Annotated in this window: 16 protein-coding genes; 9 read left to right on the plus strand and 7 right to left on the minus strand. The window is 72.0% G+C overall.

Annotated elements, in window-relative coordinates; all coding sequences use genetic code 11:
* Positions 1-109 precede the first annotated feature (109 nt).
* Positions 110-3,127: a BTAD domain-containing putative transcriptional regulator gene (locus ACSMXO_RS37145; RefSeq protein ID WP_455415584.1), complete on the plus strand. Its 3,018-nt coding sequence runs from the start codon at positions 110-112 to the stop codon at positions 3,125-3,127.
* A gap of 134 nt (positions 3,128-3,261) precedes the next feature.
* On the opposite strand, the gene ACSMXO_RS37150 is transcribed toward ACSMXO_RS37145, so the two are convergent.
* The 5 genes from ACSMXO_RS37150 to ACSMXO_RS37170 form a co-directional block, all read right to left on the minus strand.
* A complete protein-coding gene (locus ACSMXO_RS37150) occupies positions 3,262-4,407 on the minus strand; it encodes a phospholipase D-like domain-containing protein (RefSeq protein WP_455415585.1) in 1,146 nt (381 codons plus the stop codon).
* 51 nt (positions 4,408-4,458) lie between these two features.
* Positions 4,459-5,514: a hypothetical protein gene (locus ACSMXO_RS37155; RefSeq protein ID WP_455415586.1), complete on the minus strand. Its 1,056-nt coding sequence runs from the start codon at positions 5,512-5,514 to the stop codon at positions 4,459-4,461.
* Between the two features lie 181 nt (positions 5,515-5,695).
* Positions 5,696-6,241, minus strand: coding sequence for a hypothetical protein (locus tag ACSMXO_RS37160; RefSeq protein WP_455415587.1), 546 nt, complete (start codon positions 6,239-6,241; stop codon positions 5,696-5,698).
* Positions 6,242-6,472: 231 nt separating this feature from the next.
* Complete coding sequence (locus tag ACSMXO_RS37165; protein ID WP_455415588.1) at positions 6,473-7,444, minus strand: ABC transporter permease subunit; 972 nt, start codon at positions 7,442-7,444, stop codon at positions 6,473-6,475.
* A complete protein-coding gene (locus ACSMXO_RS37170) occupies positions 7,441-8,328 on the minus strand; it encodes an ABC transporter ATP-binding protein (protein ID WP_455415589.1) in 888 nt (295 codons plus the stop codon). The genes ACSMXO_RS37165 and ACSMXO_RS37170 overlap by 4 nt, the downstream gene beginning before the upstream one ends.
* 143 nt (positions 8,329-8,471) lie before the next feature.
* Between ACSMXO_RS37170 and ACSMXO_RS37175 the strand changes: the two genes are divergently transcribed.
* From ACSMXO_RS37175 to ACSMXO_RS37200, 6 genes are all read left to right on the plus strand, one after another.
* Positions 8,472-8,936, plus strand: a complete 465-nt coding sequence (locus ACSMXO_RS37175) for a hypothetical protein (RefSeq protein ID WP_455415590.1) — start codon at positions 8,472-8,474, stop codon at positions 8,934-8,936.
* A gap of 10 nt (positions 8,937-8,946) precedes the next feature.
* Entirely contained in the window at positions 8,947-10,092 is a 1,146-nt protein-coding gene (locus ACSMXO_RS37180; RefSeq protein ID WP_455415591.1) for a histidine kinase, read from the plus strand.
* Positions 10,089-10,742, plus strand: coding sequence for a response regulator transcription factor (locus ACSMXO_RS37185; protein WP_346260896.1), 654 nt, complete (start codon positions 10,089-10,091; stop codon positions 10,740-10,742). Before ACSMXO_RS37180 ends, ACSMXO_RS37185 begins: the two co-directional genes overlap by 4 nt.
* Positions 10,743-10,946: 204 nt before the next feature.
* Positions 10,947-11,609: a permease prefix domain 1-containing protein gene (locus tag ACSMXO_RS37190; RefSeq protein WP_455415592.1), complete on the plus strand. Its 663-nt coding sequence runs from the start codon at positions 10,947-10,949 to the stop codon at positions 11,607-11,609.
* A 211-nt stretch (positions 11,610-11,820) separates the two neighbouring features.
* Entirely contained in the window at positions 11,821-14,049 is a 2,229-nt protein-coding gene (locus ACSMXO_RS37195) for an MMPL family transporter (RefSeq protein ID WP_455415593.1), read from the plus strand.
* A gap of 101 nt (positions 14,050-14,150) precedes the next feature.
* A complete protein-coding gene (locus tag ACSMXO_RS37200; RefSeq protein WP_455415594.1) occupies positions 14,151-14,855 on the plus strand; it encodes a carbon-nitrogen hydrolase family protein in 705 nt (234 codons plus the stop codon).
* Positions 14,856-14,925: 70 nt separating this feature from the next.
* On the opposite strand, the gene ACSMXO_RS37205 is transcribed toward ACSMXO_RS37200, so the two are convergent.
* Positions 14,926-15,555, minus strand: a complete 630-nt coding sequence (locus ACSMXO_RS37205) for a TetR/AcrR family transcriptional regulator (RefSeq protein ID WP_346260900.1) — start codon at positions 15,553-15,555, stop codon at positions 14,926-14,928.
* A 71-nt stretch (positions 15,556-15,626) separates the two neighbouring features.
* Here ACSMXO_RS37205 and ACSMXO_RS37210 point away from each other — a divergent pair, with 71 nt between their 5' ends.
* Both ACSMXO_RS37210 and ACSMXO_RS37215 read left to right on the plus strand, forming a co-directional pair.
* Positions 15,627-16,217 carry a peroxiredoxin-like family protein gene (locus ACSMXO_RS37210; RefSeq protein ID WP_455415595.1) on the plus strand — a complete coding sequence of 197 codons (591 nt, stop codon included), beginning with the start codon at positions 15,627-15,629 and terminating at the stop codon, positions 16,215-16,217.
* Complete coding sequence (locus ACSMXO_RS37215; protein ID WP_455415596.1) at positions 16,151-16,549, plus strand: aldo/keto reductase; 399 nt, start codon at positions 16,151-16,153, stop codon at positions 16,547-16,549. Before ACSMXO_RS37210 ends, ACSMXO_RS37215 begins: the two co-directional genes overlap by 67 nt.
* Positions 16,550-16,697: 148 nt before the next feature.
* On the opposite strand, the gene ACSMXO_RS37220 is transcribed toward ACSMXO_RS37215, so the two are convergent.
* A complete protein-coding gene (locus ACSMXO_RS37220; RefSeq protein WP_455415597.1) occupies positions 16,698-17,807 on the minus strand; it encodes a winged helix DNA-binding domain-containing protein in 1,110 nt (369 codons plus the stop codon).
* Positions 17,808-17,840: the final 33 nt, after the last annotated feature.

Genomic DNA, 17,840 nt, shown 5'->3' on the forward strand with positions numbered 1-17,840 from the left:
GGCGGCGGCACAGCCGATGAAACCGCCGTTGAACAGGACGGTTGCCCTTGGCCGTCGCCGAGACGAGTGTCGGCGTCTTGTCAGCGTGGCACTCGACCATAGGAGAACAATGGTCGAGCGGGGGGTCGATGTGGAATTCCGGGTACTGGGCCGGCCGGATGTCTCACACGGAGGCGAGCGCCTGGACGTCGGTGCGCCGAAGCAGCGCACCGTGCTGGCCGCACTGCTGCTGTCGACGAACGAGGCGCTGTCGACGGAGCACCTGATGGACTCCGTGTGGTGGAAGCCGCCGGCCGCCGCCGGCGCCAACCTGCGCGTGTACCTGGCCGGCCTGCGCCGGGTGCTTCAGGTCCCGGGTGAGCAGGGCTCGCGGTTGCACACCCTGCGAGCCGGTGGTTACCAGCTCAGTGTGCACCCCGGCGAGCTCGACCTCGATCGGTTCAACGAGCTGGCCGACCAGGGCGAGGAGGCGCTGCGCGTCGGGCAGCTGCCGGCGGCGGCCGACCGCCTGGAACAAGCGCTGCGGCTGTGGCGGGGACGGGCACTGGACGGCATCGCGTACGGGCCCGCGTTGCAGGCGATCGTGCTGCGGGTAGAGGAACGGCGTCTGTCCGTGGCCGAGCAGTGGGCCCAGACCCGACTCGACCTGGGGCAGCCGGAGAACGTGATCACCGAGTTGCGGGCGCTGGTGAAGGAGCACCCGCTGCGGGAGCGGCTCTGGGAGCAGCTGATGCTCGCCCTGTACCGCTCCGGCCGGTTCGGTGAGGCGCTCCGCGCATATGCCGACCTGCGCGTCCTGCTCGCCCGCGAGCTTGGCATCGATCCTGGCCCGAAGCTGCGCCGCCTGCACAAACGCATCCTGTACGACAGCGACAGCCTGCGTGGCGCCGCGAGCGGTGGTCAGGGGCGGCCCGCTGCGGCGCCGGCGCAACTGCCCGCCTGCCCACGCCCGCTCCACGGACGCGATGCCGAGCTGGCCTGGCTGTCCGCCACGCTGAAGGGTGGCGCGCACGGTGGTCCGGTGGTGGTCGCCATAGACGGCATCGCCGGCGTCGGCAAGTCCGCCCTCGCGCTTGCCGCGGCACACGAGTGCGCCAGCACGTTCCCGGATGGACAGCTCTACGTAAACCTGCACGGCGCCACACCTGGCCACGAGCCGCTGCGGCCGATCGAGGTGCTCGGCCGGTTCCTGCGCACGCTCGGCGTCCGGCCGACGGCCGTGCCGGAGGAGGAGGCCGAGGCGGCCGCGCTCTTTCGTTCGCTGGTGGCGCGGCGCCGGATGCTGGTGGTCCTCGACGACGCCGCCTCCCTGGCCCAGGTCCGCCCGCTGCTACCGGGCGGCTCCGGCTGCGCCGCCCTGGTCACCAGTCGGGCCGTGCTCGCTGGCCTGGCGGAGGCGGTGCGGCTTCCGCTCGGCCTACTGTCCCCCGCCGACGCCGTGTCTCTGCTCGAGCACTTCGCCGGCCTGGCCCGCGTCACAGCGGACCCGGCCGGCGCCGCCCGGCTCGCCGCTCTGTGCGGCTATCTGCCGCTCGCCTTGCGCATCGCCTGCGCGCGGCTCGCGGCGCGGTCCGGATGGCCGGTGGCCGAGTTAGCCGACCGGCTGGAGGCGGCCCAGCACCGCCTGGACGAGCTCGCCGTGGCCGACTTCGCCGTGCGGGCCAGCCTCGATCTCACCTTCCGCGGGCTGACCGATGAAGCCAAGACGGCGGTACGCCGGCTGGGTCTGCTACGGGCCCGGGACTTTCCCGCATGGGCGCTGGCCGCGCTGCTGGATGCTCCGCTCGATCACACCGGACGCGTACTGGACGACCTGGTGGCGGTACACGTGGTGGAGCCGGTCGCGGTGGCCGGACAGACCCGGTACCGCTTTCACGACCTCGTCCGGGCGTTCGCCCGGGAGCAGGCGACCGCCGACCAACGGCACACCCGCACCGCCGCGATCCGGCGGCTGGTCGGCGCCGGTCTCGCCCTGGCCGAGCGGGCCGACGCCCGCCTGTCCGCGGACTTCCTCGGCCTGGCCCGGCACCGGCTCGCGCGGTGGAGCCTGGCCCGGGCCGACGTGGAGCGGCTCACGGCCGACCCGCAGGCGTGGTTCGAGCGGGAACACGACTTCCTGCTGTCCATTGTGGATGACGGGCTGGACGCCGGTGCCACCGGCCTGACCGGCTGCCTGGCCGCATCGCTGACCACCTTCTTCCAGGTCGGCACGCACTTCGACGACTGGCGGCGGGTCCAGAGCCGGGTGCTCGCCGCCGCGGTCCGCGCCGGCGACCACCGTACCGCCGTCAAGCTGCACCGCGGGCTGGGTGAGCTGGACACCATCCAGGACCGCTATCCCGAGGCGATCGCGCATTTCGAGGCGGCCCAGGCCGGCAGCATCGACCAGGATCCCGAGTACGAGGCGGCGATCACCGCTGGTCTCGGCTACCTCTACCGGCTACGCGGCCAGTACCCGGCGGCACTGTCCAGCTTCAGCCGGGCCCGCGAGCTGGCTGACCGCACCGGCAACGTCAACGGCCTGGTCTACGCGACCACCGGCATCGGCGTGGTCTACCTGGATTGCGGCCGGCTGATCGAGGCGAGCGGGTACTTCGAGGAGTGCCTGCGGCTGAGCCGGCAGGCAGGTTACCGTCCCGGCGAAGCGACGGCACAACGCTGCCTGGGTCATGTGGCCCGGGCCCGACACCACCACGCCGAGGCCGCAGACCACTTCCAGCGCGCCCAGCACATCAGTGCGAGCCTCGGCGATCGGCTCGCCGCCGCACACGCGGGGTGCTGGCTCGGCGAGATGTGGATCCGGCTGGGCCGGCACGGGCAAGCGCGCCTGCTGCTGGCCCGTTGCCTGCGGGTGCATCGCGACTTCGCCAACGTGTGGGGCCAGGCCGGCACGCTGTGGGTACTCGCGGTGGCCCAGCTCGCCGCTGGCCGGGCCCGTGCCGGGCTGCACCGGGCCCGCCAGTCGGTCACCATCTGGCGCCAGCTCGGATCGCCGTACTGGCTTGCCACCAGCCTGGAGACCCTCGCGCAGGCGCACGCCGCGCTCGGCGACCGCGCCGCGGCCAGCCAAGCCGCGCGGGAGGCGGCTGGCCTGCGGCAGCGACTCCGCGTCGATCTCCGCCCGTGATCACTGAACCTTTTTCCACCTCCCCTTGCGGTCCGTCGGAGCGCGAGGTCGGACGCGGTGTGTGAGCGCCGCGCGGTTCAGGTCGAAAAAGGTTCACTGTGCGGGGGTCGCCAGCGCTGCGGTCTCAAGCCCGGTCAGGTCTGCGGCGTGCCGGCGGCACGGAGCGACCAGAAGTTGGACCGGTACTGGTCGTGGATGGCCGCTGACTGGATCCGCAGCAGCGCCTCGTCGTTCTCCCGAAGCGCGGCGTTGGTGTAGTTGTGGCTGCCGGTCATCACCCACTTGGTGTCCTTCTGGCCGGCGTACGTGCCTTCGATCAACATGTATTTCGAGTGCACGATGTAGTCGCCGCTGATCCGGTAGAGCTTGATCCGGGCGTGTCCGTCCAGGATGCTGCGCACATCGGCATCCATCGTGGTGTAGACGATGTCGACCCAGCACTTTCGGTCGGCCAGCTCGCGTAGCTTGTTAGCGATCGGGTTGCGGCTGAAGTACCACATGCCGATCCGGATGATCGTGCGCCCGGTCTCGGTGCCGGTCGATGTGTTGCCCTCGCAGGTGACGTTCTCGTCGAGCATGTTGTAGATGGTGTCGGTCGACCCCGACGAGCCGGCCCGCGGGAAGAAGTACGACTTGGCGTTGCCGCTGGAAGTGGTGCGGTAGTAGTCGTTGTTCTTCGCTTGGGCGGCCAGGTCGTTGAAGTAGTTCACATAGGCGTTGTAGACCGCCGTGTTGCCGACCAGCGTCACCGCGTTGTTCCAGTAGCTCTGGGCGTTGCCGTTGGTCAGGTTCGAGGAGGTCTGGACCAGCACGTTCGCCGACCCAGAGGTGTTGGAGAAGAGGAAGAACTTGTTGTGCATGATCGGCGTACCGGCGTTGCCGATACAGGCCCGATCGGTCGTGCACACCGTCACCGACGACGGGTTGGCCCGGTTGGTGCCCAGTTCGCCGATCAGGTCGAGCACCGCCGGATAGTCGCGCGACTGGCTGTCGGTCACCAGCCGGACGTTGACCCCACGGTCGTGCGCGGCGATCAGGTCGTTGGACATCCGGGTGAGTGCGAAGTGGTAGATCGCGATCCGGATCGTCGAGCCCGCGGTCGCGCCCCGGATCAGTCCCTGCAGGTGCTCGATGATCGCGTACTGCTCGCCGGCGACCGTGGGGTTGTTGAAGACCGCGCCGCTGGTCACAGCGGCGACGGCTGGCGTGGCCGGGGCCAGAAACGCGGCGGCGGCCACACCTGCCGCAGCGACCAACCCGACGGTACGACGCAAAAGCATGAATTCTCCTTCGAGGTCTTCAGACTCGGGTGACACACATGGCGTCGGCGACTACGCGGCTGGCGCCGGTGGTCCAGCCGGCTGACGGCAACGATGTCCGTGCACGCCCGAGCCAACCGAGATGCTGGCAGCCCTGTCGTATACGTCCTGCACATGGCTGCCGGTCAGATACGTGTCCGCGACCGGTGTGAGCGCCTGCCCCGCCGCCAGCGTGGTCCGCGGGCCGGCGGTGCCGGCGGCCGCAGCGAATCGGGTCTTGAACCGGTTCTGGATCGTCGGGTTGGACGACAGGCTCGGGCAGGACCACTCCGGTTGCGTACCCCAGCTGTAGGCGTCGTCGAACACCGGCGACGGCACGAGGCTGTCCCAGCGCGCGAAGATCTGGTCCAGCTCCGCGCCGGTCGGCATCCGCCACTTGCGATGGTCGGCGGGGATGCTTGCGCAGGTCTGCCCGAACGCCTGGAACACCGGCACGATCGCGCTGGCCGGGGTGCCGTTGGCGATGGTCTGCCGCACCGCCTGGTCGATGAGGGAGTACTCGCACGCCTCGCCGATCCGGCAGGGATACGGGTCCAGCCCGATGAGATCGACGCCGGACCTGGCCGGTGCCAGCTCCGGCGGGGCGGCCTCGCCGTCGCCGCCGCCGGAGGCGACGAAGGACAACTGCCGGCCACCGGTACGCGACCGGATCGCGGCCGCCCGCCGCTTGAGCAGGTCGATCAGGGTCGGGCAGGCGTCCAGATCGGGCTCGTCCCACAGGTACCAGCCGAAGACCTTGTCGCTGCCGGCGAGGTCGTCGACCAGCGCGTTGAACTCGCTGTCGGTGTACTCGGAGGTACACGTCGAGTTGTCGCCGCCGACCCAGACCAGGGCCCTGTGGCCGGCCGGCAGGGCTGCCACGTCCTCGGGGTACGGACCGAGGTCCCAGAGGTTGAAACCTACCCCCTTCGGCCCCGAGCTGTAGCCGACGTTGTTCGTGTAGTGCAGGGTGGTGCCGGCCAGCGGCACGTCCGCGGCGGCGACCGGGGTCGTGTCGGCGGCAGTGGTGGTGGCCGGCGGTACCGCCAGCAGCAGGGCGGCGAGGGCGGCCCTGGCCAGATTTCGCATGGCGCTCCAGAGGTATCGTCCGGACAGGGGGTTCAGGCGCCCATACCGGCGCGGATCTCGTAGACGTAGCTCAGGTAACTGGGTGCCTGATCGCATTCGCGGAACGACGCGCCCGGGCCGCTCCAGCACCGCGCACAGTTTCGGCAGATCCGAAAGCGGCGACGCCCGGTCACCGAGTGGCTCAGCAGGTATCCCAACTGCTCCAGGAGCCGTGGAGGTTGAAGCGGCACCAGCTCCAGTTGTCCGTGCCGATGGTGCGCACGCCGTAGTACCCGGTGTCCGTGACGAAGTAGGCCCCGTTCGGGGTCGCCTTCCTGGCCTTGCCGCCGAGGCTCTTCCAGCCGCCGCTACCGGGCCAGATGTGGAAGACGGCGTAGTTGGTTCCGATGACGAAGTACTCGTTGCTGCCGTTGGAGTGCGTTACGTAGAACCATTCGAACTCGCAGATACGGTAGCCGGTGTAGCCGTACACCGTGGTGGCGCAGCTCGACAGGGTCGTCGCGCCGCCGTCCGGCGAGGCGTCCCGGGCGGCGGACCCGGCGGCGGTGCGCGTCCCGGGCATGACCACGACGCGGACGACATCGGACGTGGGAACGTCGGACGTGGCGACGTCGGCCCGCGAGGGGCCCGCCTGCACGGCCGCCGGCGCCGACGCCAGGCTCGTCGCACCAACCAGCGCACCGATCACGAGCGCGCAGCGGACCTTCCGGCCGAATGCCGGCTCCATTGTTCGCACCTTGATCTCCTCTCGGCGGGAAACAACGCGGTCGCGGCAAAGCCTTGCAGCACGGCGCACAGATTCCGCACATGCGCCGTGCGATCGCCGAGTCCGTTGACACCCGCCAGCACCCTCCGGCCGAACCCCCTGATCTTCCTATCAGCCGGACCCCTGGCGGCGCTCACACCGCGGTCGCTGTGCACGCCGGCAGGGCGGCCGAGAGTCGTGTGCTCGGCACGGCTAGCTGACCCGGCGCTGGACGCGCCACAGACCGAATGCCGCGAGCAGCGCACTGATGCCGAGATACAGCGCTAGCTCGATCCATTGGAATAGCCAGAATCGCTGGTTGGGGTGGTAGGCCAGGTCAACATGGAGGTCAAGCTTGCCGAGGCATACTGCGGTGTCACCGAACGTGCCGCCCGCGCCGGTCTTCGGGGCGTTGTCGAGACAGTCGTTGAAGGCGGCGTCGGAGAGTTGTCGGCCGTCAGCGGTCCGGAGCTTGCTGGTGTTTGTGACCCAGGCGTCAGGTATCGCTATCCCTCCGATGGCCGGCCCGCCGGTGATGCTGCCCAGCGACCGGGCCTGGTTGATGGCGTCGGCGCTCATCGCTACGCTGCCCCGTTCGGCGGGCAGATAGTGCGGTCGTAGCAGGTTGGGTACGGCGAACTGCACCGCGATCACGGTCAGGAAGACCATCGCCATCGCCGGTAGGGTACGACGCACCAGCAGCCCGGCGACGGCGCCGAACGTGAAACCGAAGACGGCGTACCCGATGGGCGCGATACCGCGCGCTCCGAACAGGAGCCCGCTGAACCGGTCATTGGTGACCTGGTCGACCGGGCCCGCCGCCCACGTCAACAGCGCGCTGAGCGTACCGGCGACGACCATGCTGGCGAGGCCGAGCACCGTCAGCTTGACCACGAGCCAGCGTCGGCGTGGCACGCTTTGGTTCCACACCAGTCGATAGGTGCCAGTCTCCAGTTCCCGGGCGACGAGCGGCGCGCCCCAGAACGCCCCGATGAGGGCGGATACCAGGCCGAAACCGGTGGCCAGGAACAGCATCGTCTGCCCGTACTGGCCCGGAAGCTGGGACGTGTCACGCACGGCGCGGATTCCTCCGCCGAGATTGATCAGGTAGGTGGCGGCCAGGGCCAAGAGGATCGCGCCGACGAGCGCCTGGATACGGAACTGCCGCAGGCTCAACCGGATCATCGGGCCACCGCCGCAGTCGCACCGGACGCGACAACCGTCGAGGCGGCTCGCGACATGTAGGCGAGGACCAGCTCCTCCAGCGTCACCGGCTCGGCGTGCCGCACCGGCGCACCGGGCCGTACCGGCGCGTCGCCCCGGACCAGGACGCGGCCGTGCTCCGCCCAGATGACCTCGACCCCGGCGGGCATCGTGGCCGGATCGCCGGTGATCCGGTGGTGCGAGGCGAGCAGATCCGGTACCGGGCCGGCGACCTGGACACGCGAGTCGCAGAGTACGACGAGGTAGTCACAGACTTGCTCGACATCGCTCAACAGGTGCGAGGAGAGCACAGCACTGGCGCCGAGTTCCGCCACGAACTCCACGAGGCTGCGCATGAAGCCCCGGCGCGCCAGGGGATCCAGTGCGGCAGCGGGCTCGTCGAAGATGAGCAACTCGGGTCGCTTCGCGGCGGCGATGGTCATCGCGAGCTGCGCGCGCTGGCCGCCGGAGAGCCGGCCCGCCTTCTGCGCGGGGTCGAGCCCGACCTCCGCGATCCGCCGGTTGGCCAGCGCGGAGTCCCAGGAGGGATTCAGCCATCCGCCCATCTTCAGGTGGTCTGCGACGCTGAACGAGGCGTACACCGGGGTGTCCTGGGCGACGAAGCCGACCCGGGCGAGGTGCGCGGCATTGGCGGCCGGCTCGGACCCGAGGATGGACAACGTGCCCGAGGTCGGCCCGATCAGGCCGCAGGCCAGTTGCAGGAGGGTGGACTTGCCGGCACCGTTCGGGCCGACGAGTCCGACGACATGCCCACGCGGGATCCTCAGCTCGCAGTCGGCCAACGCTGTTCGGCGGCCGTACCGCTTGGTCAGCCGCTCGGCGTGCAGGACGAGTGGTGTTTGCATGCGGCCAATCCTGCGAACGGCGGGCGCGGCCGCCATCGGTCGAAAGCAGGGGCCGCCCGCGCCGACGACCCTACTTTTGGCCGGTTCGCTCTTGCCGGCGCTTTCCTAGCGTCCTCGGCATGGACACGACACACCGAACGGCGATGAACGCCATACTGGGGCTGGTCTTCGTTACCGGGCTCGGGCTCACGGCGTATCTGATCGCGGTCAGTTGGGGCGGGCTCTACTGGCTGTTCGACTGCGTGGCCGGGGTGTTGGCCGGGACACTGGCGCTGCTGCGCGGGCCGCAGCGGAGCTGGCCGGTGGCGTGCGGAATCGCGGTCGCGGCGGTGGCCACCGTGGTGGCCCGGGTCGCCGACCTGCCGCAGGAGCCGGGACCGGTCACCGCGCTCGCCCTGGCTGTCCTGGTCGGCTCGGGGATCCGGACGCTGCCGGGGCGCCGGGCCGCGGCCGTCGCGGCGGGCGGGTTCGCGGTGGTGGTGGGTACCTGGCTGACCGCACTTCCGGACGCTGCCGGCTGCACTGCGGTAACCAGCGTGAACATCGCCGCCTGGTTGGTCGCCGTGCTGCTCGGGATCGGTCTTCGGGTAGCCGCGCGGGCCTCGTAACGTGGCTCGGATGCGCATCTGGAACCGGCTGTCCGGGGTCGCGGCCACGGCGGGACTCGCCGTGGTCTTCCTCGCCCTGATCGGCATTGAGGCCGTGGCGATCGCCCAGACCTGGGGCGCCCGGTACTGGCTCGCGGGCGGGGCGGCCGCCGTCGTGGTCTGTGCGCTGGCGGTGGTACGGCGACGGCAGCGGGTCTGGACGGCTGTCGCCGGTCTCGGGATCGCCGGTCTGGCCATCGTGGCGGCCCGAGTGTTCCACCTCCCGACCGAGCCGGGACCGGCAATGGCGCTGGCTCTCGCCGTACTCGTCGGGTCGGCGGTGCGCGCGCTGCCTCCCGTACCGGCTGGTGTGCTCGCTGCCGGCGGGCTCGCGGTGGTCGGCGGCGCCTACCTCGCCGCCCGGCCCCAGTCCTCGGGCGCCTCGGGAGTCGTGGCGCAGAACGCCGCAACCTGGCTCTGCGCGGTCGCGGTCGGGCTAGCGCTGCGCCTGCTGGACAACCGGGCGGCGGCCACCGCCGAGAAGGTACGCCGAGAGGAGCGGCTGGAGCTGGCCCGGGAACTGCACGACGTGGTGGCCCACCACATCACCGGCATGCTGATCCAGGCGCAGGCCGCCCACCTCGTCGTGCGTAAGAACCCGGGACAGGTGGCCGAGTCGTTGACCGGGATCGAGACCGCCGGCGCCGAGGCGCTGCGCGCGATGCGCCGCGTGGTCGGGCTGCTACGCGATGCCGAGGACGCGCCGCCCGCCTCGGCCGGGCCGGAACAGCTCGGCATCCTCGTCGAGCGCTTCAGCCGGCAGGGCCCGCCGGTGTGCCTACAGGTACCCGAGGAGCACGCGGCATGGCCGCCGGAGGTGAGCAGCACGGTGTACCGGATCGTGCGGGAGGCGCTGACGAACGTGGCCCGGCACGCCCCGCACGCCACCGGCGTCACCGTCACGGTCGCCGTCGACCAGAACACCTCCAGCGTCACGGTTGAGGTGGTCGACGACGCACCACCGGGCCCCGCCCGCGCCACCCACCGCGGCGGGTACGGCCTCATCGGCATGCGCGAACGCGTCGAAACCCTCGGCGGCACGCTCCACGCCGGTCCCCGCCCCGACGCCGGCTGGTCGGTCCGCGCCACGCTACCCATCCAGAACGGACGGTTATGACGATCCGGGTACTGCTCGCCGACGACCAGGCGATGATCCGTAGTGGCCTGAAGCTCATCCTTGAGGACCAGCCGGACATCACGGTCATCGCCGAGGCGTCAGACGGTGTCGACGCCACCGCCCAGGCCCGCCGGCTGCGCCCCGACGTCTGCCTGGTGGACATCCGGATGCCCCGGCTCGACGGCATCCAGGTGACCCGGGCACTCGCCGGACCCGGCGTACCCAACCCGATGCGGGTCATCGTGGTCACCACGTTCGACCTCGACGAGTACGTGTACGGGGCACTGCGCGGCGGCGCGGTCGGCTTCATCCTCAAGGACGCCGGCCCGGCCCTGCTCGTCGAGGCGGTACGCGCGGCCCACAACGGTGACGCGCTGGTCTCCCCGTCGGTCACCGTACGGCTGCTGCGCCACCTGACCAGGCCGGCACGGGAACCCGACAAGTCACTGCCGGCGTTGTCGGAACGCGAAATCGAGGTGGTACGGGAGATCGCACGCGGCCGTACGAACCTGGAGATCGGAGCCGAGCTGTTCATCTCGCTGAGTACGGTCAAGAGTCACGTCTCGACCATCCAGGCCAAGCTCGGCCTCCGCAACCGCACCGAGATCGCCGTCTGGGCCTGGGAGCATCGAATCGTCGAAACCGCTTGAACGGCAGCCAGCGCAGCGGTCCGGCGGCGGATGGAACTCGTGACCGGACATCCGGCCCGGAAGAGTGCTTTCAGTGCCCCCGGCGCACTTTCGGGCGTCCGGCAGTCAGGTGGCGGGTTCAGGGGAATCTCGGGGTCGCGTGCGTTCCGTCCGGCGGGCCGGGCCCGGCATACTGGGGCACCGGTGTCCCAGAGAAAGTGAGCCGTGGCCGCTGCGATAGACGGATACCTCGCCGAACTCGACCGTGCCCTGCGAGGGCCACGGCGGGTCAAGGCCGGGCTGCTCCGGGAGGCCCGGGACAGCCTGGTCGACGCGACCGAGGCGTACGCGGATCTCGGCCTGGCCCCCGAGGGCGCCGCGCGGCGCGCGGTCGACGACTTCGGTGAGGTTTCCCGGATCGCCCCCGGATACCAGGCCGAACTCGCGCTGGCCCAGGGCCGGCGGACGGCGCTGCTGGCCTTCGCCAGCCTCGTCGCGCAGCCGCCGATCTGGCACCTGGTCGCCTGGCAGGCGGCCGAGCCGGACCCGCTGCCCGGGCTGGCCGGGTTCCTCGACACACTGGTGAGCTGGCTGGGGACGCTGGCCGTGGTCGTCGCGCTGCTCGCCGTCTGGGCCTCCGGCACCGGGGTACGCCGACTCGGCACCAACCCCCGGCGCATCCGGCTCACCGGGATCTTCGCCTTCACCGTGGCGGCAACGTTCAGCACGACCGGCCTGCTGCTCGCGGCGTGCAGCCCGATCACCGGCCCGATGGCCCTGGCCCGGTTGCCGATCGCGGTGGTCGTGCTGTTCCTGCCGATGCTTCTCGTGGCGCTGAACGGGGCACGCTGCCTCGCGACGGCACGCGCGGCAACGACCTGCCGCTGACCCACGCTCCCGCCGAGAATTCGCACCCCCGGGTAGATCCGTTTCGTCCAGGTCGGACGGGACGAACGGATTGGGCCGCCAGTCCCGTTCCGCGCCTCCGGTCGAGCCGTCGCCGCTTACGTAGTTATGCTACATGTAGATTGCTAACTCATCGACGAGCGGGACGCGCGGCGACCGGCCGGGCGGACCCGAGAACGCGAGGAGATCGACGATGCCGACCGAACCACCTCCTGCCGACCGGCCCGACGGCGGGCTGCCGGACCGCCCGGGCCGAGCCGCACCGCCCGGCCCCGGCATTTTCGCCCGGGTGGCCGGCTGGGCGTATCGGCGGCGGTGGGCCGCCCTGCTGAGCTGGGTCGTCGTGCTGGTCGGCCTCGCCGTGGCCGCCCAGGCGGTCGGGACGGACTACCACAACGACCACTCGCTGCCCGGCACCGAATCCCAGGCCGCCACCGACACGCTCCGGGAACACGGCTCCCGGCAGACGGCGGGCAGCTTCCAGATCGTCCTGCACGAGCCGGGCGGCATCGGCGCCGCCGAGGTCCGGCAGCGCGTCGAGCCGATGCTCGGCCAGGTACGCGGAATGGCCTCGGTGGCCGAGCTGACCAGCCCGTACGACGACCCGCGCGCCGTCTCCGCCGACGGCACCATCGGGTACGCCACCGTCACCCTGGACAAGCCCGCCGAGGAGGTGCCGGCCGAGGACGTACGGGCCGTCATCGAAACCGCCCAGGCAGCGGCCGGGGACGGGCTGCGGGTGGAGTTGGCCGGTGACCCGGTCCGGGCCGCCGAGGAGAGCGAGGGTGGCGCCGCCGAGGGCGCGGGCCTGCTGGCCGCACTGGTCATCCTGGTGATCCTCTTCGGTTCCCTGCTCGCCGCCGCACTGCCGATCGGGATCGCGATCTTCGCGGTGGGCAGTACGCTCAGCCTGGTCGTACTCGCCTCGCACGTCGCGACGGTCGCCGACTACACCGCCCCGCTGATGGCGCTGGTCGGGCTCGGCGTCGGCATCGACTACGCGCTGCTGGTCTTCTCCCGCTTCCGGTCGGAGCTGCTGCACGGCGCCGACCGGGCCACCGCCACCCGAATCGCGTTGGACAGCGCCGGCCGTACCGTCTTCTTCGCCGCCTGCACGGTGGTGATCGCCCTGCTCGGCCTCGTCGTCCTCGGCCTCGGCTCGCTCCAGGGCGTGGCCGTGGCGGTGGCGCTGACGGTGCTGGTCACGATGCTCGCCTCGCTGACCCTGCTCCCGGCGCTGCTGGCCATCGTCGGCGGTCGCGTCGAACGTGCCGTCCGGCGCCGCGCACAGCGGGCGAAGCGGGCCGAGGGCGCGGTGTGGCGGCGCTGGTCCGGGTTCGTGCAGCGCCGGCCCTGGCTGGCCCTGCTGCTGCCCACCGCGCTGCTGGTGCTGCTCGCGGTGCCGGCTCTGGACATGCGGCTGGGCTTCGCCGACGCCGGCAGCGACGCGCCGACCTCGACCAGCCGGCAGGCGTACGACCTGATCTCGACCGGGTTCGGCCCGGGACAGAACGGACCACTGGTGGTGGTCGTCGAGGGCGGCCAGCCGGCCGCGACCGAGGTGAGCGGCGCACTCGCCGGAGTCGACGGGGTCGCCTCGGTGACCCCGCCGTTCCCGGCACCCGACGGGCAACTGCACACCCTGCTGCTCTTCCCCACCTCCGCCCCGCAGGACGCGGCGACGATGGATCTGGTGGAGCGGCTGCGAACCGAGGTGTTGCCACCGGTGGAGCGGAGCACCGGGGTGCGGGTCTCGATCGGCGGCGGTACGGCGGCGGCGGTCGACTTCGCCGACGCGATCTCCGACCGGCTGCCGCTCTTCGTGGTCGTGGTGGTGGGCCTCTCCGCACTGCTGCTGGTACTCGTCTTCCGTTCCCTGCTCATCCCGGTCAAGGCGGCGGTACTCAACCTGCTCAGTGTGGCCGCCGCCCTCGGCGTGATCACCTACGTCTTCCAGTACGGCAACCTGGGCGTCCAGCCCGGTCCCGTCGAGGCGTTCGTGCCCGTACTGATCTTCGCCATCGTCTTCGGGCTCTCGATGGACTACGAGGTCTTCCTGGTCTCCCGGATGCACGAGCACTGGGAACGGCACCGGGACGCCCCGGGCGCGATCCGGGAGGGCCTGGCCACCACCGGGCGGGTGGTGACGGCCGCCGCCGCCATCATGATCGTGGTCTTCAGTGCCTTCCTGTTCGACCCGGGCCGGATGCTGCAACAGTTCGGACTCGGCCTGGCGGTCGCGATCTTCGTAGACGGCTTCGTCATCCGCTGCCTGATCCTGCCCGCCGTGATGCAGCTCTTCGGCGCCCGCGCCTGGTGGCTGCCGTCCTGGCTGGGCCGCTGGCTGCCTCGGGTCGCCCTCGAACGCCCCGAGTCGCCCGTCCCGGTCACCGCCGGAGCCGAGAGGTCCACTCTGGTCTGACGGTGGGTGGGTAGCGGCCGGGCGGCGGTCCGACCGCGGATAGCGGCTGGGCGGCGGTTTGACCGCAGGGAGCGGCTGGGCGGCGGGGCTACGATCAGCGCGTGCGAGACCCGCTGACCATCGCCGTCGCCCAGCCGCGCTGCCTGGCGTACGACGTGCTGGCGAACGCCCGGAGCCACGCCGAGGCGGTCCGGGCGGCCCGGGTCCGGGTGGTGGTCTTTCCGGAGATGTCGCTCACCGGGTACGAGTTCGACGCACCCCCGGTCGACGCCGACGATCCACGGCTCGCCCCGATCGTGGCGGCCTGCGCGGAGACCGGTTCGCTGGCGCTGGTCGGCGCACCGGTTGCCGGCGACGCGGGACGGCGGCACATCGGCGTCCTCGCGGTGGACGGCGGCGGGGCCCGGGTGGCGTACCGGAAGATGTGGCTGGGCGGGGCCGAGCCGGAGCACTTCGTCCCGGGCGACGCCCCGGCGGTGGTCGAGGTCGCCGGCTGGCGGCTGGGGATCGCGGTCTGCAAGGACACCGGGGTACCCCGGCACGCGGCCGACACCGCCGCGCTCGGCATCGACGGGTACGTCGCGGGTGCGCTGGACTCGGCGGCGGAGTGGGGTGTGCAGGACGAGCGGGCCCGCCGGATCGCCGCCGAGCACGGGGTCTGGGTGGCGACCGCCAGCTTCGCCGGCCGCACCGGTGGCGGTTACACCGACGCCGCCGGACGGTCCAGGATCTGGGCTCGGGACGGCAGCGTGATCGCCGAGGCGGGGCCCGAGCCGGGTGCACTGGTCCGGGCGACCCTGACCTGACCGCAGCGGCTCACTCCGGGTCCGCCGGCCCTGCCGGCTCCACCGGGCCACGTAGCCTGACCGCGACGGCTCACACCGGGTCCGCCGGCTCCACCAGGCCACGCAGCACTATGTCGAGCCCGCCGTCGAACTCCTCGGTGGGCCCGATCCGCCGGGCGTACCGGGCGGTCTCGGTCAGGTGCGGGAACTCGTCGGGGGACAGTTCGGCGATGGCCCCGGTGCCCGCTCCGGCAAGCGCGCCCAGATGTTCGAGCTGGATCGCGCCGACGACATAGCTGAGCAGGCCGCGCAGCGCCACCACCCGGCGCCCGCCGTCGAGACCGGCCTCGGTCAGGATGCCCAGCACCGTCTCCGACCAGCGCAGCAGGCTCACCGAGGTGTGCCGGTGCGCGACGGTCAGCGGCACCACCGCCGGATGGGCCTCGACCGCCTTCCGGACCCGCTCGACCATGGTCCGGATCCGGTCCCGCCAGTCGGCCGGGCCGGGTGGCGGGGTGGGGTCGACGCCGCCGAACACCAACTCGACGACGAGGGCCTCCAGCTCGGCCCGGTCGGTCACGTACCGGTAGAGGCCCATGGTGCTCATCCGGAGCTCGGTCGCCACCGCCCGCATGGTGAGACCGGCGAGACCGGCGCGGTCGAGGACGGCGAGGGCGGCCGAGGCGAGCTGGTCGGGCGTGAGCGAGCGGGGACGGGGCATGGCACTTGACAGCGTACGGCATACGCCTACGATTTTACGAGTACGTTGTACGCCTACGAGGGGAGCTCCCGATGCGTACGCTCCGGCCGGTCGGAACCGACTCCGTCGTCCCCGCCCGCGAACTCACCCCGGTCACCGGTGCGCCGCTCCCGGTCCCCGATCCCGACCGTCTGGTGCACCTCCAGTTCCGCCGGTTCGCCGGCTGCCCGGTCTGCAACCTGCACCTGCGCTCGATCGTGGTCCGGCACGGCGAGATCGAGGCGGCCGGGGTACGCGAGGTGGTGGTCTTCCACTCCCCCGCCGACGAGCTGGCCGAACACGTCGCCGACCTGCCGTTCCCGGTGATCGCCGACCCGGACAAGCGGCTGTACGCGGAGTTCGGCGTCTCCTCGGCCCGCCGTGCCCTGTTCGACCCGCGCGCCTGGCTGCCGATCCTCCGGGCGGTGCTGCGCAGTTCCTGGGCGATCGTCCGGCGCCGTGAACGGCCTCCGGCGACCGTTCCGCATGGCGGGCGGTTCGGCCTGCCGGCCGACTTCCTGATCGGCCCCGACGGCCGGGTGCTGGCATCCCGGCACGGCGAACACGTCTACGACCAGTGGTCCGTCGACGAACTGCTGGACCTGGCCGCCCGGGCTCCCCGCCCCGCACCCGGCACCCGGTAGGACCCGCTACGGCCGCTCGGGCGGCGGCGTTCCGGCCCCACCGCCGAGTTGCTCCCCCAGCCCGGTACGTGGAGCCGCACCGGGCGGCCGTGACCGGCTACGAGAAGCTCTGCGCCGAGCTGGGTGAGGAGCCGACCACCGTCGCGCTGGCCTGGCTGCTGTCCCGCCCCGGTGTCACCGCGCCGATCGTCGGGCCGAGATCGGCCGGCCAGCTCGACCTGGCGCTGCGGGCGGTGCGGACCACGCTCGACCCCGGCACCCTGGACCGGCTGGACGAACTGTTTCCGCCGGTCGGCTCCGGCGGACCGGGCCCGGAGGCGTGGGCCTGGTGAACCCGGGTCGACCGGCGTGTGCGGTCTGGCCGAGCGGCGACCCGCGCACCCCCGGCCGAGCGGCGACGCGGGGCGCCGGTCGACCGGGGCCGGCCGGGTCAGGCCCGCCGCGTTCCGCCAGCGGGTCGGCTCGGTTGGGTCGGCGGGCTCAGTCGGGCGGGAGCAGGCGTACCTGGCGGGTGGTGGCGGCCGGGTCGGTGAAGCCGAGCAGCCGGTCGGCCTCGGCCGCCACCTCGGCACACTCGGCCGGGGTGAGCCGGCGCAGCGGGCGTACGGTCAGCACGGCGGCACCGTCGGCCCGGGACACCGACCACATCGCCGCCACCGTGCCGTCGACCAGCACGGTGGGCGCCACCGCCGCACCGACGCAGACCTGCCGGCGCACCGGGTCGGTCATCATCCGGCTCCGGTCGGCGTACGCCAGCAGCGGCGCGTCGAACTCCGGCAGCAGCCGTACCGGGGCGGGCAGCTCGGCCGGGGGCAGCGGCGCGTCCGGCAGGTCGAACAGCTCCCGGCCGGACTCGTCGGCGTACACCCGCAGTTCGGGGCGCAGCCCGGCGAACACCTCGCGGAGCCCGGCCACCCCGGACCAGGCCCGGGCGTCGGCCACCGTCGCCGGCCCGAACGCCGCCAGGTACCGCCGGACCAGCTCGCGCAGGCCCTCGGCCGTCGGCTCCGCCGCCACCCCGGTCCAGTCGGCCCGGGCGAACGGGGTGGCGCCGTAGGTGTTCCACGTGCCGCTCGGGGCCGGGTGCAGCAGGGGTTCCAGATACTGCACGGTCCAGCCGAGGGCGTTCGGCTCGAACTCCGGCCAGTGCCGGGCAAGCCGCCGGCCCAGTTCCGGCCGGGTCATGACCTGCCCGTCGGCGAGCAGCCGCCGCGCCTGCGCGGCAAGCGCGTCGAGGTCGAGGCCGGCGGTACGGCTCCCGAAGGCGTTGCGCTGCACCCGGCGGAGCAGGGCCGCCAGGGCCGGTCGGACCAGCCGGAAGTCCGGCACCGACAGCAGGTGCTGGGTGGCCCGCATCAGGGTCGAGCGGACCAGGGTACGGTCCTCGATCGCCCGGGTCAGCTCGGCGACGGTGAAGCCGCGCAACCTGCTCCACAACGCGAGGTACGGCGGGTTCGGGCTCTGCGCGTTGAGCCCGAGCAGCCGTTCGACGGCCGGGACGACCGGCAGCTCCACCCGGCGCAGCAGCAGTTGCCGGTGCAGCGTCGCCCGGCCCAGGGCTCGCGGGCCGAGTACCCGGATATTCGCCATGCCGGAACGCTAGCCGGCATTCCGGCCAGTTCC

It is taken from the genome of Plantactinospora sp. DSM 117369, assembly GCF_053764795.1.

Bases quoted from the DNA above. Each gene is read 5' to 3' on its own strand.
- ACSMXO_RS37145 (WP_455415584.1), top strand. From the start codon at position 110: ATGGTCGAGCGGGGGGTCGATGTGGAATTCCGGGTACTGGGCCGGCCG.
- ACSMXO_RS37150 (WP_455415585.1), bottom strand. From the start codon at position 4,407: ATGCTTTTGCGTCGTACCGTCGGGTTGGTCGCTGCGGCAGGTGTGGCC.
- ACSMXO_RS37155 (WP_455415586.1), bottom strand. From the start codon at position 5,514: ATGCGAAATCTGGCCAGGGCCGCCCTCGCCGCCCTGCTGCTGGCGGTA.
- ACSMXO_RS37160 (WP_455415587.1), bottom strand. From the start codon at position 6,241: ATGGAGCCGGCATTCGGCCGGAAGGTCCGCTGCGCGCTCGTGATCGGT.
- ACSMXO_RS37165 (WP_455415588.1), bottom strand. From the start codon at position 7,444: ATGATCCGGTTGAGCCTGCGGCAGTTCCGTATCCAGGCGCTCGTCGGC.
- ACSMXO_RS37170 (WP_455415589.1), bottom strand. From the start codon at position 8,328: ATGCAAACACCACTCGTCCTGCACGCCGAGCGGCTGACCAAGCGGTAC.
- ACSMXO_RS37175 (WP_455415590.1), top strand. From the start codon at position 8,472: ATGAACGCCATACTGGGGCTGGTCTTCGTTACCGGGCTCGGGCTCACG.
- ACSMXO_RS37180 (WP_455415591.1), top strand. From the start codon at position 8,947: ATGCGCATCTGGAACCGGCTGTCCGGGGTCGCGGCCACGGCGGGACTC.
- ACSMXO_RS37185 (WP_346260896.1), top strand. From the start codon at position 10,089: ATGACGATCCGGGTACTGCTCGCCGACGACCAGGCGATGATCCGTAGT.
- ACSMXO_RS37195 (WP_455415593.1), top strand. From the start codon at position 11,821: ATGCCGACCGAACCACCTCCTGCCGACCGGCCCGACGGCGGGCTGCCG.
- ACSMXO_RS37205 (WP_346260900.1), bottom strand. From the start codon at position 15,555: ATGCCCCGTCCCCGCTCGCTCACGCCCGACCAGCTCGCCTCGGCCGCC.
- ACSMXO_RS37210 (WP_455415595.1), top strand. From the start codon at position 15,627: ATGCGTACGCTCCGGCCGGTCGGAACCGACTCCGTCGTCCCCGCCCGC.
- ACSMXO_RS37220 (WP_455415597.1), bottom strand. From the start codon at position 17,807: ATGGCGAATATCCGGGTACTCGGCCCGCGAGCCCTGGGCCGGGCGACG.